The organism is Candidatus Poriferisocius sp., assembly GCF_965208475.1.
Taxonomy (GTDB): Bacteria; Actinomycetota; Acidimicrobiia; order Acidimicrobiales; family Bin134; genus Poriferisocius.
This window is the reverse complement of record NZ_OZ242338.1, coordinates 521,689-536,295: the sequence shown is the minus strand read 5'-3', so window position 1 is coordinate 536,295 and position 14,607 is coordinate 521,689. Positions and strand designations below refer to the sequence as shown.

At 65.7% G+C, this 14,607-nt stretch carries 14 protein-coding genes; 3 read left to right on the top strand and 11 right to left on the bottom strand.

Annotated elements, in window-relative coordinates:
- Positions 1–20: 20 nt before the first annotated feature.
- From ACOGXA_RS02535 to ACOGXA_RS02515, 5 genes are all read right to left on the bottom strand, one after another.
- Complete coding sequence (locus tag ACOGXA_RS02535; RefSeq protein WP_419925715.1) at positions 21–1,406, bottom strand: hypothetical protein; 1,386 nt, start codon at positions 1,404–1,406, stop codon at positions 21–23.
- 5 nt (positions 1,407–1,411) lie between these two features.
- Entirely contained in the window at positions 1,412–2,905 is a 1,494-nt protein-coding gene (locus ACOGXA_RS02530) for a hypothetical protein (protein WP_419925714.1), read from the bottom strand.
- Positions 2,906–3,296: 391 nt separating this feature from the next.
- Positions 3,297–5,267: a hypothetical protein gene (locus tag ACOGXA_RS02525; protein ID WP_419925713.1), complete on the bottom strand. Its 1,971-nt coding sequence runs from the start codon at positions 5,265–5,267 to the stop codon at positions 3,297–3,299.
- Positions 5,264–5,779 (bottom strand): SigE family RNA polymerase sigma factor, encoded by a 516-nt coding sequence (locus tag ACOGXA_RS02520; RefSeq protein ID WP_419925712.1) that lies wholly within the window; start codon positions 5,777–5,779, stop codon positions 5,264–5,266. The genes ACOGXA_RS02525 and ACOGXA_RS02520 overlap by 4 nt, the downstream gene beginning before the upstream one ends.
- 125 nt (positions 5,780–5,904) lie before the next feature.
- Positions 5,905–7,110 (bottom strand): amidohydrolase family protein, encoded by a 1,206-nt coding sequence (locus ACOGXA_RS02515; protein ID WP_419925711.1) that lies wholly within the window; start codon positions 7,108–7,110, stop codon positions 5,905–5,907.
- 18 nt (positions 7,111–7,128) lie between these two features.
- Here ACOGXA_RS02515 and ACOGXA_RS02510 point away from each other — a divergent pair, with 18 nt between their 5' ends.
- Positions 7,129–7,497 carry a hypothetical protein gene (locus ACOGXA_RS02510; protein WP_419925710.1) on the top strand — a complete coding sequence of 123 codons (369 nt, stop codon included), beginning with the start codon at positions 7,129–7,131 and terminating at the stop codon, positions 7,495–7,497.
- A gap of 33 nt (positions 7,498–7,530) precedes the next feature.
- On the opposite strand, the gene ACOGXA_RS02505 is transcribed toward ACOGXA_RS02510, so the two are convergent.
- The 5 genes from ACOGXA_RS02505 to ACOGXA_RS02485 all read right to left on the bottom strand — a co-directional run bounded on the left by ACOGXA_RS02505 (position 7,531) and on the right by ACOGXA_RS02485 (position 10,669).
- Complete coding sequence (locus tag ACOGXA_RS02505; RefSeq protein ID WP_419925709.1) at positions 7,531–7,734, bottom strand: type II toxin-antitoxin system RelE family toxin; 204 nt, start codon at positions 7,732–7,734, stop codon at positions 7,531–7,533.
- A gap of 68 nt (positions 7,735–7,802) precedes the next feature.
- Entirely contained in the window at positions 7,803–8,057 is a 255-nt protein-coding gene (locus ACOGXA_RS02500; RefSeq protein WP_419925708.1) for a type II toxin-antitoxin system Phd/YefM family antitoxin, read from the bottom strand.
- Between the two features lie 46 nt (positions 8,058–8,103).
- Complete coding sequence (locus ACOGXA_RS02495) at positions 8,104–8,931, bottom strand: ABC transporter permease (RefSeq protein ID WP_419925707.1); 828 nt, start codon at positions 8,929–8,931, stop codon at positions 8,104–8,106.
- Positions 8,928–9,722: an ABC transporter permease gene (locus ACOGXA_RS02490; RefSeq protein WP_419925706.1), complete on the bottom strand. Its 795-nt coding sequence runs from the start codon at positions 9,720–9,722 to the stop codon at positions 8,928–8,930. The genes ACOGXA_RS02495 and ACOGXA_RS02490 overlap by 4 nt, the downstream gene beginning before the upstream one ends.
- Positions 9,722–10,669: an ABC transporter ATP-binding protein gene (locus ACOGXA_RS02485; RefSeq protein ID WP_419925705.1), complete on the bottom strand. Its 948-nt coding sequence runs from the start codon at positions 10,667–10,669 to the stop codon at positions 9,722–9,724. The genes ACOGXA_RS02490 and ACOGXA_RS02485 overlap by 1 nt, the downstream gene beginning before the upstream one ends.
- Positions 10,670–10,792: 123 nt before the next feature.
- On the opposite strand from ACOGXA_RS02485, the gene ACOGXA_RS02480 reads away from it, so the two are divergent.
- Both ACOGXA_RS02480 and ACOGXA_RS02475 read left to right on the top strand, forming a co-directional pair.
- Complete coding sequence (locus ACOGXA_RS02480; protein ID WP_419925704.1) at positions 10,793–12,799, top strand: FAD-dependent oxidoreductase; 2,007 nt, start codon at positions 10,793–10,795, stop codon at positions 12,797–12,799.
- A gap of 25 nt (positions 12,800–12,824) precedes the next feature.
- Positions 12,825–13,649 carry a fumarylacetoacetate hydrolase family protein gene (locus ACOGXA_RS02475; protein WP_419925703.1) on the top strand — a complete coding sequence of 275 codons (825 nt, stop codon included), beginning with the start codon at positions 12,825–12,827 and terminating at the stop codon, positions 13,647–13,649.
- 4 nt (positions 13,650–13,653) lie between these two features.
- Here the strand turns inward: ACOGXA_RS02475 and ACOGXA_RS02470 are convergent, their stop codons facing one another.
- Positions 13,654–14,556 (bottom strand): 3-keto-5-aminohexanoate cleavage protein, encoded by a 903-nt coding sequence (locus tag ACOGXA_RS02470; RefSeq protein WP_419925702.1) that lies wholly within the window; start codon positions 14,554–14,556, stop codon positions 13,654–13,656.
- Positions 14,557–14,607: the final 51 nt, after the last annotated feature.

The following is a 14,607-nucleotide window of genomic DNA, read 5'->3' as shown; positions in this document are numbered from 1 at the left end:
GGCTGCTGGCACCCTCGCTGTCAGTCGACCCTGGCAATGAACCAGCGGATGGGAGAGGGGGAGATGGGGTCGGTGAGGTAGGCAGAGGTTGAATCGGATGGGCCGACGCCGACGCCGACTTCGATGTCCTCGTACAAGTTGGTTTGGGGAAACTCGAAGGTCTGAACCTGGGCGAGCACGAAATCAGGCCCCACGGCCACCTGGACTTCGGTGAATGAGCCGCCCTCTGCGCTGCGCTCGGGAAGCCCGAAAGCCTCCTGAAGGGTCTGCCACTGCCAGTTGGTGCCATCTGGCGACGAGCCGATCAAGAATTCGATGGGGTCGTAGGCGCTTTGTTCGGCCGATTCCGCTTCCAAGGCTCCTACCCCGGCCACACCCGCAGGTCCGACGGCCAGGTCGACCATCCGGCTCACCACTTCGGGCAATGTCAAGATCTGGTCTGACCCGTAGACACCCTCGAATCGCTCGACTCTGAACTTTCCGTCGGTCTCATCAGCGGTCCACAGTTTGTTCTGGACGCCGTCGGCGTTCTCGACGTGAATGGTGGTGCTAGTCCAAAGACGGCCATCGGGCGACTCCAACATTGAGAGCCCATCCGGGCCAGACATGATCAGGTGGAAACCGTCGAACGCTCCATAGCCGCCCGAAAAAACCCAACCCGGGAATTCGGCCACCAACTCGGCCGGTCCGCCATCGCTTGAGAAAATACGGAGACTGCTCACGCTGGGCCCATAGTCCATGTCCGCATCAGCACCCTCTTCGAGCACTGGTGGCCCTGAGTCATATAGAGCGGCGACCACGATGCGCTCCCCGGCAATAATGGCGTCGGCTAACCAAGCGGTGCCATCGAATAAGCCCAGGTCAACCACGAGCTCAGCCCAGCTCACTCCTTGGTCGTCGGAGAACAGAATCTGAGTGCCCGGAGATTCGACGGTTGAGTCCCATCCCTGAATCAACCAGCGGTCGCCGATGATGTCGACCTCCCAAGGCAGGAAACCAGCGGGAACTGGGATTGGTGTCCATTCCGTGCTGTCGTCAGTGACCAATATCTTGTCTATGCCTCGGTCGACGAAGCTCAGGGCCAGCACTCGCCCGTCGCCTACCGACTCGAGGCGGATGGTCGAGTGCTCATCTGCGCCTAGAGCGTCGGCGAGATCCACTTCGGTCCAAACCAGCTCAGTGGCATCGGGAGCCTCGGTGGGATTGACGGTTGGCTCGCTGGCGGGCTCTGGCGTTGGAGAAGCCCCTCCTGGAGTGGCGACCAGTGGAGTCGGTGTCTGCGCTGGTTCGGCAAGCTCGCTGGACGCGGTCACCTCGGTGCCGCCTGACGAGGAGCAGGCCGCGGCCGTGCCTATTGCCAAGGCAATCGCGGCAGCCAACAGAGCCGCTGGCCGTTTCAACAGCATGTCGGTCAGCCCACTTTGGCGATGAACCAGCGTGGGGGTTGGGGAGAAAAGCCCATGCTGGTCGACTGGCCGTCTTCACCGGGCGGTGCGTCGGAGTATTCGGCAGGGTAGGTTCGGACGTCACCGGTTCCAACTGTCTCGACCCGAGCGATAACGAAGTCGCCGCCGACGGCCAGATTGACCCTGGTAAGGGCGCTCTCCATCTCGGTCAGGCCGGTGAGGCCGAAGGCATCGGGAATGGTCTGCCATTCCCAGTCGCTGCCGGCGGCCGACCAGCCAACCTCAGGTCCCGGCCGCTCAAATCGGTTGACCATGTTGGTAGCGGGGCTGGCGAAAGCATTCGTTATCTGCAAGAACAGCTCCTCGCGGCTGAATGCCACGAGATCGTGACCGGTGTCGGGGTCTTCAAATACCAGCAGGTCGAGGCCGTCGGGGCCGTTGTCGCCGACTTCGACCTCCCGGACGCCTTCGGGCGCTGGCATCCCCTCATCGAAATCACCGAGGTCGAATATGTAGACCGCGGCGTCTTGCGACAAGTCCCACAGAGTGATACCCCCCTCAGGCTCGTTGTACCGCAGCTCGTAGCCGTCTTTTTCGATCCGCGATTCGGTGAGGAACTGGGACCCGAAGGGCGTTCCCGGCTGGGCTATGACGGCTATGCCTGCGGAGCCGACGGATAGGTCGATAATCCAGCTGATGCCGTCGGGGAGCACGGCCACTGGGGCCAGGCCGTAGACGCCGGGGAAGCGCTCGATCCGGGACTCGCCGCCGATCGGGCCGGTAGTCCAGATCGTGGCCATGGTACCCGTGCTGAATGCGGGGCCCTCGATGTCCTCATAGCCAGTGGAGACCTCACCCCACTGGCGGCCGTCGGGCGAGAACAGTCGAATGTTCTCTTCCTCGCTGAAAAGGGTTAAGTGAAAGCCATCGGCGGTGGCATAACCGGTCGCATTCCAGCTCGGATACTCAACCACCAGATCAGCAGGGCCACCGTCGCTGAAGAAGATTCCGAGGCGGAGAAAGACCACGTTGTCAGGACGCGAGGGTTGGTCTTGCGCCTCGGCGGCGGCGGTCGCCGAGGGATACCACGCGGCCACCACCATGCGCTCTCCGGCTGCCATGGCGGCGACCACCCCTGAAATGCCGTCGGGGGCATCATCGGAGCTGAAGGCCAACTCGGTCCAAGTGGCCCCTTGGTTGTCGGAGAAGAAGACTTGGTCGGAGGGGATGCCGAAAGGCTCAGCGTCGTTCGGGTTCAGGATAGGTCCCGTGATCACCCAACGGTTGCCGGCTAGGTCGAGGTGCTGGGGAATGATGTTGTCAGCCGGCAGGGGCAGCTCCACCCAGTCCCTGCCGTTCTCGGTAACCATGACCCGGTTGTCGCTGGGGCCGGCAGTCAAAAAGAGCACCCGGCCGTCGCCAACCGACTCGATCCCGTTGAATTCATTCAAGATAGGGCCGAAAGCCTCGTCAGGGTCGAATTCAGTCCACTCGAGCACCGACCCGGTGGATTTTTCCTCCGGGGTGAAAGCGGCAGCGTCGCTGGGTTCATCCGGTTCGGGTGACGGGGTGGGCTCAGTTGGCGTCCCTGCGTCGATCGTGGCAGCAGGGGAGGGTGCCGGGCCGCTGGAAACGACAACCTCGGCGGGTCCCGACGAACCGCACGCCGTGATTCCGAAACCCGTTATGGCAGCCAGAGCAGCAATGGCAGCAACTGTTGGCCGGCAACTGCGGGGCGACATCACGACTACTGGGCACTGGCCACAGACATGTCTATCACAAAGCGCTCAAACAGCACTGCGGGTGGTTGGTGTGGAGGGGGTCTCACCAACCACCCGCATGAGTCCCGCCTTCTAGCCATAACCGTTGGCTATATCACCACCGCTCAGCTCATTCTACGGTGGCGATGAACCAGCGAAGGGGTTGGGGAGCGAGTTCGACGGCGCCATCGCCCTCCCCATCGCCGGCTACTTCGTAGGATTCGACTTCGTAGGTTCGAACCCGGGCGATTGCGAAGTCCTCGCCAACGGCCAGAGAGACCTCGGTGAACTCTTTCTGCTCTTCGGTGAGGTCGGAGAGGCCGAAGGCAGCAGAGAGGGATTGCCAACCCCACTTGCCGCCGCCGGCCGACCAGCCCACCCACTGCTCGGTCGGGCTGTACGCAAAGGTGCTGTTTGGCACCGCGGGGTAGGCGCCCGCGACCAAGGATTCCAGCTCGTCAACGGTGAAGATCACCAATTCGGCCCCGGTGTCGGGGTCGTCGAATGCGAGCGGCTCGGGGCCATCGTTGTCGCCCCCGACCCTTCGGACTCCTGCGGGCAGGGCGTCGCCCCCGAGATCATCAAAGTCAAACACGTAGACGGCGGCGTCTGCCGTCAAATCCCACAGGGTTAGGCCGCCCGCAGGCTCGTTGTACCGCAGTTCGTAGCCGTCTTTGGCCAACCGCAATTCAGGGATATCACCGAACCCGGGGAGGCTCCCCGCCTCGGCTGTGACGGCGATGCCCGCAGGTCCCACCGCCAGCAGATCGACCCGGCGAATGCCTGCGGGTAACTCGGCGACCAGCGGAGGGGCGTAGACTCCGTCGGAGCGCTCAACCCGGTAGTCGCTGCCCGTCTGGCCGGCAGTCCATACTGTTTCCTGGTGCATTCCGGTGTATGTGTAAGTGCGCCCAACAGGAACGCCATTCCCATCGACCAGAGGTGACCGGAGCCATTGGCGGCCGTCGGGCGAGGTGAGCAGCCATTCTCCCTCGGAGTCGTTAAGCCAGAGTCGGAAGCCGTCGTCGGCGCCATAGCCCGCGGTATCCCAGCACGGGTATTCGGCCACCAACTCGGCGGGGCCGCCATCGCTGAAATACAGGCGGACATGTCTCTGGATCCCCCCGAAGAGAAACTCCTCTTCTTCGGAGGTCAACTCGAATGACTCGGGGGACGACGACTCGTCCCGGGTGAAGCTCACCGTGTCGCCCTCAACGCTGGTCCATCCCCTTATGGACTCCTTGTCGGGTGCTAGGCCGCGGGCCACGATCACCGAGGCGACATCGGGGCGGGTGCGGCTGACGACCGCCACCACCATGTTCTCGCCGGACACCAGCGCCGCGGCCACCGATGCCGTCTCGGTCTCGTCGGCGAGATCATGCGGGATGGCCAGATCGGTCCAGGTGGCGCCGCGGTCGTCGGAGAACATTGCTTGGCTCATGGATCTGGACAGCCTGGCTGTGGGCCATCCGGTGACCAGCCAGCGGTCGCCGGCGATGTCGACGCTCTCGACGTCGAAGTCCGGCGGCATGGGGACCACGGTCCAATCCGCGCCGTTGGCAGAAATCATCACTTGGTGGACATCGGAGTTGCCGGCCTGCACCATCACCCGGCCGTCGCCCACCGACTCGAGGCTGCCGATGTAGGACAGCTCAGCGCCGAACACGGTGGCCGGGTCGAACTCAGTCCATTCGAGCACCGGCCCGGTGGACAGGCTCTCCGGTGTGGCCGGGTCGGCGCCGGCCGCGGGCGGGGCCTGGGGTGTGTCGGGCGAATCGTCACCGGGTGCCGCAGTGGGCCCGGGCTCGACGGTGGACCCGGGCTGATCGACCACGACGACCTCGGTGACCGTGCTGTCATCGTAGGCATTCCAAACAGCGACGCCGCCTGCCACCAGGGCGACCGACGCCGCAATGCCTGCCACCGCCCGTCGGGTGTTGCGGGCCTTGGCCCGGGCGGCGGCCCTTTCGGCGATGTGCGCCACCGGCGGCCGCGCTGCGGGAGCGCCGACGCTCTCGCCGATGGCGGCGCCCAGGGCCGCGCCCAGGGCCTGATCGTCAGGTCTGGTCAGATCTTCAGGGGTTCGTCGCTCGTCGCTCATCGCTCTATCACCTTTCTCAGTTCGGCCAAGCCTCGGGAGGTGGCGCTTTTCACCGTGCCGGGGCGCACCCCCATGGCCCGGGCGATCTCCTTTTCGGTCATTCCCTCGTAGAACCGCAGCACCAGGGCGGTCTTTTGCCGGGGCGAGAGTCGGTTGAGCGCGTCGAGCAGGTAGTCGCGCTCTCCAGGGCTCGGCTGATACATCGGGCGCAGGCCGACGCGCCGCCGCACCTCCCGCTTTCGCAGCTCGCTGCGGGCGCCGTTCACCACTGCGGTGCGCAAGTAGCCGCCGGGTTGGTCAAGGCGGCTCCAGCGCTCGTACACCTTGGCGAAGGCGTCCTGCACTACCTCCTCGGCTATCTCCAAACCGTCTACCAGTCCTCGGGCCAGCCGGACCATCGGCTCGTACTCGTCCCGGTACAGGCCGTCGAACCCGGCCAGCACGATGGCTTCGTCCGCCAACTCGGCCTCCGAAGGAGCCGACAGCTCGCCTTCAGGGATTTCTGCCACCATCCAAGAGATAGTCTCCATCACCCCGCAACGACGCCCGGTGATGCTGATCGGTTCCCTTCGCCCCGCCAAAGGGCTCGGGCGGCTCGGGATGGCTCAGGGGGAAGCTCGAATTGTGGCCCGCCTGGTCAGGCCGCGACGGCGTTCTTGAGCAGGGCCTCGTTGGGCTCGGCGGGAAGCTCGTCGAGGGGAACGGCGATCTCGTCGTGGGTCGGGCCGTGCTGGGCGGCCAGCGGGGCCAGCGCGTCGAGGTCGAAGCCGTAGAGCTCGGCGGCGTTGCCGGCCAGGATCTGCTGGAGCTCAACGGGGTCGGTGCGGCAGAACACCTGGCGCAGGTGCTCGCGGGTGTAGGGGCCGGTGCCCTCGTTGTGGGGGTAGTCGGATCCCCACATCACCTTGTCCACCCCCAGCACCTCGCGGGCGGCGGCGTCGTCATGGCCGGGCTGGCTGATGCCCACCCAGCAGTTCTGCTGGAAGTACTCGGTGGCGCTGCGGGGCAGGATGTGGCTCTCGTCATAGCGCATCTCGCCCATGCGGCCGGTGTCGCGGATCTTGGCCAGGGTCTCATCCATCTGGGACAAGGCGCCCACCAGCCAGGCGCAGCCCTGCTCGGTCATCACGAACTTGAGCTTGGGGAACCTCTCGAACACCCCCGACAGCAAAAGCTGGTAGAAGGGCCGGTGGGAGTAGAAGCTCACCTCGGTGATGAACAGCAGGTCTGCCACCGAGTACTTGCCGTAGTTGGGGACGCCGGTGCCGCCGTGGCTGTTGACGATCACCCCGAGGTCCTGGCAGGCGGCCCAGAACGGGTCGTACGCCGGGTCGTACAGGGGGGCCAGATCCTTGCAGTCGGGCGGGATGGCCGAGATGAGCACGCCGCCCCGCAGGTTGTTGGCCGCGATGAACTCCACGTCCTTGATGGCCTCGTCCACGTCGTTCAAGAAGGTCTGGCCGATGCCGGCCCGCTGGTCGGGGTGCTGGGCGCACCAGTCGGCCAGCCAGCGGTTGTGGGCCCGGATCCCGGCCAGGCGGTGCTCGAGTTGGTCGGCACGGGGTGGGCGGGCGAACAGGATGAAGCTGGGGAAGAAGGGGGGCACGGTGTTGGGGAACACCACCTCGGCCACCTGGCCGTCGGCGTACAAGTCGCCGAGGCGGCGCTCGTTGTCCCAGTTGCGCACCCGGCCGCCGTCTTGGAGGTCGCGGAACGGGTTGCGGTACTTCTCCCGCCAGGCGTCGAAGTCATCGCGGTACTTGGATTCCAGGAACCCGCGGTAGGTCTCGTGGTTGGCCCCGGCGTGGCAGTCGGCCGAGATGATGGTGTATCGGTCGCTCATTCCACTAGTTTGCCAACTGTGAGCAACTCGCCGGGCATCGTGGAGGGGGAGTGGGACGACCAGCCCCACAATCAGCGCAAGACCTGGCGGGCCTACTTCAAGCGCTGGCGCCGCAGCAAGGAGCTGTTCCGCTTCGAGGCGGTCCGCACCGAGGCCATGTCGGCCGACGATTTCTTCGTGATCGGCCGGGCCACCGAGGGACGGGTCCAAGAGGGCGACGCCGTGATTGTCGATGTCGGCGAGCAGTCAATCTCCACCCGGGTCACCTCCATCGACCACGCCGTGCAGAACGACGAAGAGTTCCACATGCTCATGGCCCTCAAACTCGAAGGCATCGGCCCCGACTCCGGCATAGTCCCCGGCACAGTAATCCGCCAGCCTGGCTAAGAAGGGCTTTGCTGCCCTGAAGCTCCTTGGATTTCAGCGAGGGCGGTAGGCGCTGCGCCGGTGCTCGACCCGGTGAACTAGTACGGCGTTGCGGGTCTCGAGTATCTCGTAGATGACGCGGTAATCGCCCCGGCGGGCGACGTAGAGCCCTTGGAATTCTCCGTCTAGGCGCTTGCCGGCACGTTGCGGGTTTTCGTCAATCGGCCCGTAAATGGCCTCCAGAACTGCTTGGTGCACCTTCTTCGGCAGGCGATTGAAATGCCCGAGTCCCCCTCGGGTGATGTTGATCTCATACACCGTTTGGCTTACAAGTGGTCGCGCAACCGGACGTAGTGGCCCGCCTCAGCCTCAGCGCGGGAAGCGCGTAACGCCTCGACGAGATCAGGATCACTCATAATCTCGAGGGTCTCCTCCAGGGACTCTAGGTCGTCACAGTTGACCAGCATGAACGACGGCCGACCATTGCGGGTGACCATGATCCGGTCGCGCTCCTTCTCGACGCGGTCAGCAAGTTCCGATAGATGGCTCTTGACTTCAGAAAAAGGCAGTATCGACTCCATTGGTCATTATTCTGACCTATTCAATGCGAATTGACAAGCAACATGGTCATGGCGTGAGCAACTGGCCGAGGCGGCGGCTGGCGATGGCGGCTCCGGCGGCGGCTAGGGCTAGGAGGTAGGCGATGTGGACCACCAGGTCCACGCTGATATCGCCTGCAATGAAAGATCGCTCCATGGCCACACCGTGGTACAGGGGGGTGGCTTGCACCAGGAACTGCACGGCGCGGGGATAGGTGTCGAGCGGGAAGAAGGTGGCCGAGAATAAGAACTGCACGATGAGGGGCACGGTTACCAGGTCGAGGTCGTTCCAGCTTCGCATGTAGCTGGTGGCGGCCATGCCCAAAGCGGCGAAGGTGAAACCGATCAGCGTCGCTCCCGGCAGGGCGGCGATGGCCCAAAACGAGTCCACCAGGCCCAGTCCGGCCATGATGCCCAAGAAGCCTCCGGAGTACAGGGTGGCTCGCAGAACCGACCAGCCCATCTCGCCGAGGGCCAGGTCCACCACGCCCACCGGAGTGGCCAGAACGGCGTCGTAGATCTTGGCCCAGGTGAGCTTGTAGTACATGTTCATGGTGCTGTCGTAGAAGGTGCCGTTCATGGCCGAGGTGGCCAGAAGCCCCGGTGTCACAAACGTGCGATAGTCGACTGTGCGCCCCCCGAAGGTCACGTCTCCCACCAGCTCGCCGATGCCGATCCCGATGGACAGCAGGTAGAACACCGGCTCGAAGAACCCCGACAACAGGGTGACCCAGGTGCGCCGGTACACGGTGATGTTCCGCTCCACGACGCGGGTGAATCGCCGCGACGGCAAGAGGTGGGCAAGCGATGCAACCCCCGTCCGCATCGAGCGCCGGTTCTGCCCGACCAGGCTCATTCGTACAGCCTCTTGGTGAAAGTCCGGCTAGCGACCAGCGTGCCGGCAAGGATGAGCGCCACCAGATAGGCCAGGTGCCCGGCCAGTTCCCAGTTCACCCCGCTGCCGGTGCTCAGCGCCCGGCACAGCCTCACCCCGTGCCACACCGGGGTGAGCCAGGCGATCTGCTCGAGGACGATCGGGAGTTGCGATACCGGGTAGAAGATGCCCGAGAACAAGAACATGGGCATGATCACGAACCGCGTGTAGGTGCTGAAGTTGTCGGCATTGATCCGGGTGGCGACAAAGGCCGCGGTGGGGGTGGCGAAGGCCATGCCGCACAGGGCAGCGCATATCGGGGCCAGTACCGCCAGAGGCGACGACACCGACCCGAAGGCGACCATAACCCCCAAGAACACGAAGCTGGCCAGGCTCACCCGAAAGGCCATGTAGGTGAAATGGCCCAGCAGGATGTCGCGACCCCGCAGCGGGGAAGAAGCCATGGCCATATAGGTGCGATACCACTTGAAGCCGCCCAACACCGGGTAGGTGGATTCGTTGACGGCCAGCATCATGGCGTTGCCGGCAAGAAGGCCGGGGGCCAGGAAGTCCAAATAGTCGAGCCCGCCCAGATCCCGGCCGGAACCGACCTCGGCATCGACCAGCGAGCCCAGACCCAATCCCATGGCAGCTAGGAACAGGATCGGACTCAAGAAGCTGGTCAGCAGCGAGCCCTTCCAGTTCCTCCGATAGGTCAGCAGCCAGTATTCCACCGCTAATTTGGTGCTGGGGACCACTGCGACGCGGGCCATCAGTCCACCAGCGAGCGCCCGGTCAGGTGCAAGAACACGTCTTCGAGGGTGCTGCGGCGCACCAGCACGCTCTCTGGCTTGACCTCGCCGAGCTGGGCCACCACCCGCTCGCCGTGGTCGGTGTACAGCAACACCCGGTCGGGCAGCTCTTCAGCCCGCTCATACAGAGCCTCGCCTGAACAGCCGTCGCCCCGCTCTCCCAGGCTCCGCAAGGCGTCGGCGAGGACCGACACCTGGTCGTGGGTTCGGAGCTCTACCACCTCTCGGGTGGAGTAGCGCTCGATGAGCTGGCGGGGCGACCCCTCGGCCACGATCTTGCCCCGGTCCATGACCACGAGGCGGTCGCAGAGCTGCTCGGCCTCGTCCATGTAGTGGGTTGTCAGCACCTGGGTCACCCCTTGGCGCTTGAGCGTCCACAGGCGCTCCCACACCACATGGCGGGCCTGGGGGTCGAGGCCGGTGGTGGGCTCATCCAGCAGCAGCACCTCGGGTTCGCTGATCAGGGCTCGAGCGATGGTCAATCGGCGCTTCATCCCTCCCGAAAGCGGCTCCACGTGGTTGTTGGCCCGCTCGGTGAGCTGCACGAACTCCAGCAGCTCGGCGATGCGGGGGCGCAGCACCGACCGGGGCAGGTCGAAGTAGCGGCCATACACGTAAAGGTTCTCAGCCACCGAGAGCTCTTCGTCCAAGTTGTCCTGCTGGGGCACCACACCGAGTCGGGCCCGGATCTTGGTGCCCTCCCGGGAAGGGTCCATGCCCAAGATGCGCAGGGCACCCCCGGTGGGGTCGGAAACACAGCCGATCATCCGCATGGTGGACGACTTGCCCGCGCCGTTGGGTCCCAGAAAGCCGAACACCTCGCCCCGCTCGACCTCGAAGTCGATGCCGTCGACCGCGGTGAAGTCGCCGAACCGCTTGGTCAGGCCCCAGGCCGCGATCAAAGACACTCAGGCAGGTTACGGCTATGAGGATGTCGGGAAGCAGTCAGAAACCAACCAGCGACAGTCGCCAACCACCCTCGGGGCCGCTGCGTTCTACCCCGGTTGCTGTCGGTGGGCCATGATGGGGCCATGAGCTACGAGCATCTGCTTTCACCGGGGCGCATCGGCGCCATGGAGCTGCGCAACCGGCTGATCATGGCCCCGATGGGCGAGGAGCTGGGCGACGAGAACGGCGAGGTTTCCGACGATCAGGCCGCCTACCTAGAGGCCCGGGCCAAAGGCGGCATGGCGGTGGTCATGCTGGGGTCGGTGGGGGTGGCCCATCCGGTGGGCTGCTCCAACAAGCGCCAAACCGCCATCTCCGAAGACCGGTTCATCCCGTCGTGGCGCCGGGCCGCCGACCGAGTCCACGCCCAGGGCGCCAAGATCGCCATGCAGCTCACCCACGCCGGCAAGATGGGCCTCCAGGACACCATGGCCGGGCGCCCCATGTGGGTGCCGTCGGCGCCGGGGCCGACGACCATTGACCCGCTGTACGGGATGGTCACCGCCGAGGAGGGCGCCATGATGGCCGAGCCGTTCATGGCCCCCACATCCAACCCCCACTATCGGGTGATGGACCATGACGACATCGCCACGGTCATCGACCAGTTCGCGGCGGCCGCCGTGCGGGCCCGGGAGGCCGGGGTGGACGCGGTGGAGTTGCACAGCGGCCACGGCTACCTGATCGATGCCTTCTTGTCGCCCACCGTCAACAGCCGCTACGACGAGTACGGCGGATCGGTGGAGAACCGGGCCCGGTTCCTGGAGGAGATCCTCACCGAGATCCGCCGACGGGTGGGCAACGACTATCCGGTGTGGGTGCGGCTCAACAGCACCGAGGTGGGCATCGACGGCATCGTCCTCGACGACGCCCTCTACAACGCCCGTGTGGCAGCCGCCGCCGGAGCCGATGCCATCCACGTGTCGGCCTATCACGACCCGGGCATCGCCACCGGCCCTACCGACTCCTACGGACCCCATGTGCCCGAGCTGCTGGTGCCCAACGCGGCCGCGGTCAAAGCCGCGGTGGATGTGCCCGTCATCGCGGTGGGACGGATCAGCCCCGAAGCGGCCGACCGTCACATCGCCGAGGGCAGGTACGACTTCGTGGCCATGGGCCGCAAGATCCTGGCCGACCCCGACCTGCCCAACAAGCTGGCCGCGGGCCGAGCAGAGGACGTGCGGCCCTGCGTCTACCACTACCGCTGCATCGGCAACATCTTCCTGCGGGTGGGCACCCGGTGCGCGGGCAACGGCTTTTTGGGCCGGGAGGATGAGCTCACCGCCGAGGCCGCACCAGCGGCGAGAAAGGTGCTGGTGATCGGCGCCGGGCCGTCGGGCATGGAAACAGCCCGGGTGGCCGCTCTGCGGGGCCACGAGGTGATCTTGGCCGAGGCATCCGACCGGCTCGGAGGCCGGTGGGCGCTGGCCTCGGCCACAAGCGACGTGAACGCCGAGCTCATGGAGTGGTTCGAGCGCCAGCTCGACCAACTCGGGGTAGACGTGCGGCTCGACGCCCGCCTGGACGCCTCCGGGGTGAGCGCCCTGTCGCCCGATGCGGTGGTGGTCGCGGTGGGCGGGCGGTGGGGCCGTCCCCCCGTCGAAGGCATCGACGGGCCCAACGTGTGGGGAGTGGACGACCTGGCCCCGTGGCTGCTCGACGGGGACTCGCTGGACGCGGCTCGGGTAACGGTGCTGGGCGGCGACTTGCCCGGTCTCGGGGTGACCGAGACCGCCCACCATCAGGGCGCCGAGGTCACGGTGATCGAGTCCGGCCCCGCGTTCGGCTTCTCCCTCGGATTGCCGGGGCGCTGGCGGGTGGTCGACGACCTCGGCCAAGCGGGGGTGAACCTGGTTGCTGGCGCCGAAGTTGTGGCTGTCACCGACGACGGGGTGGTGTGGCGCGCCAACGGCGCCGACCAAACCACCCCGGCCGATCTGGTGGTGGTGACATCCGAGCTGGCTGCCGACACGTCGCTGGCCGACGAGCTCCGGTCGGGCGGCATCGAGGTCCACGCAGTGGGCGACTGCGCCCAGCCCGGCTTCTTGGAAGGGGCCATGCGCTCCGCGGTCGAGCTGGCTGCTGGGCTGTAGCCCACACTCAAATGAGGAGATCGCCATGAGCTTTCGACTGGCCAACCGCGCCGGGCAGGCGGTGTTGCTGGACGGGGAGAACTATTGGTCGTTGGGGATCTCCTCGATGGAGGCCCTATTCCGCCTAGATGAGCTGCATCACCGCTGGGCCAAAAGGGGCGCTCCCGACGGGCAGGCGAGCCCGGCCGAGTTGGGACCGCCAGTGCCCGATCCCAAGCAGGTGTTCGCCTATGGGCTCAACTACCGCGACCACATTGACGAGATGGACGAGGTGGATTATCTGGGCCGGACCGCCAATGAGGCGCCGGTGGTGTTCACCAAGTTCCCCGACTGCCTGGCCGGCCCCGCTTCCCCGGTCAAGCTGGTGGGCGGCCAATGCGACTACGAGTGCGAAATGGTGGCGGTGATTGGGGCGGTGTCCAGAGACGTCGTCCAGGCCCAAGCCTGGGACCGGGTGGCCGGGCTGATGATCGGTCAGGACATATCCGACCGGGCCCTCCAGGTAGCGGCCACCCCGCCCCAGTTCAACCTGGGCAAATCCCGGGAGTCCTTCGGCCCCACCGGGCCCGCTCTGGTGAGCCCCGACCTAGTGGACGACCCCGACGATCTGGCCATCTCCTGTCGCATCAACGGCGAACTCCGCCAAAACAGCCGCACCAGCTATCTGATGCGCCCTGTGGCCGAGATTGTCTCCTACCTGTCGTCGGTCCTCACCCTGCACCCCGGCGACCTCATCTTCACCGGCACCCCGGGCGGCGTCGGCCACGCCCAAGGTCTCTACCTGAAACCCGGCGATGTGATCCGCTCCGAGATAGAGGGCCTCGGCGCACTGGAGAACACCTGTGTGTAGGGAACTAGGGCAGCCCCAGCATTTCCGCAGCCTGCGTGCAGCTCGCTATGGGCCGGCCTGCCTCGTTGCACAGGGCCACGGCCTCGGCCAGCAGCTCTTGGTTGGTGGGGGAGCGGTCGGGGTCGTAGAACTCCTCGATACCCACGTGGAGGTGACCGCCCAGCTCTAGGGCCAGACGGGGCAGGGGGGTGGCCATTAGGTCGCCGCCCCACACCGACACCGACCAGGGGATGTCGGTGCCCTCGAGCATGTCCAGATAGGCCAGCAGGGCGTTCTTGGTGGGGGAGAGGCCGAAGGTCACGCCCTTGGAGCGGCGGGTGAGTCCCCATTCGGCCCCGAAATAGAGCTTGGCCATCGACCCCGCAGGTAGTTGCCCGGCCCGGTGGTAGGAGAGCACGCACTGCAAGAAGCCGGGCTCGTAGATGGCCAGCGCCGGGCCCCAGCCATTGTCCCGGCACAGATTGAAGCTGGCCCGGATGTCGGCGTAGTCGTTCTTGTAGGTGCCGCCCATCGGCAGGCCGTCGGGACCGGCCGCGCCGATGTTGGTGGAGCCGGGGTCGACCACCCCCATCCGCAGGGGCAGCTCGGCGGCGATCATGGCCATGTGGGCGTTCTTGGCCTGGTGGTCGGCGCCTGAGGTGAGGGTGGGGTACCACAGGGCGTCGGGTCGGGCGGCCAGCACCGGGGTCATGGCCTCGATGTAGGGGCCGGCGGCGGCCTCGCCGGTGAGGCTGATGTCGAAATTGTGGGTGTGGATGATGGCCGCTCCCTGGTTGAGGCAAGCCAGGGAGTCGTCCCGGATGGCCTCTGATGTGAGCGGCACATTGGGGTTGATGTCGGGGCTGGTGATGCCGTTGATGGCCACCTCGATGATGACCGGGATTTCTCCGCTAGAAACTGCTGCCATGGGCTGAGACTAATGCCGGTTCCGGTGGCCAACGGTTGGCGTGGTTTACTG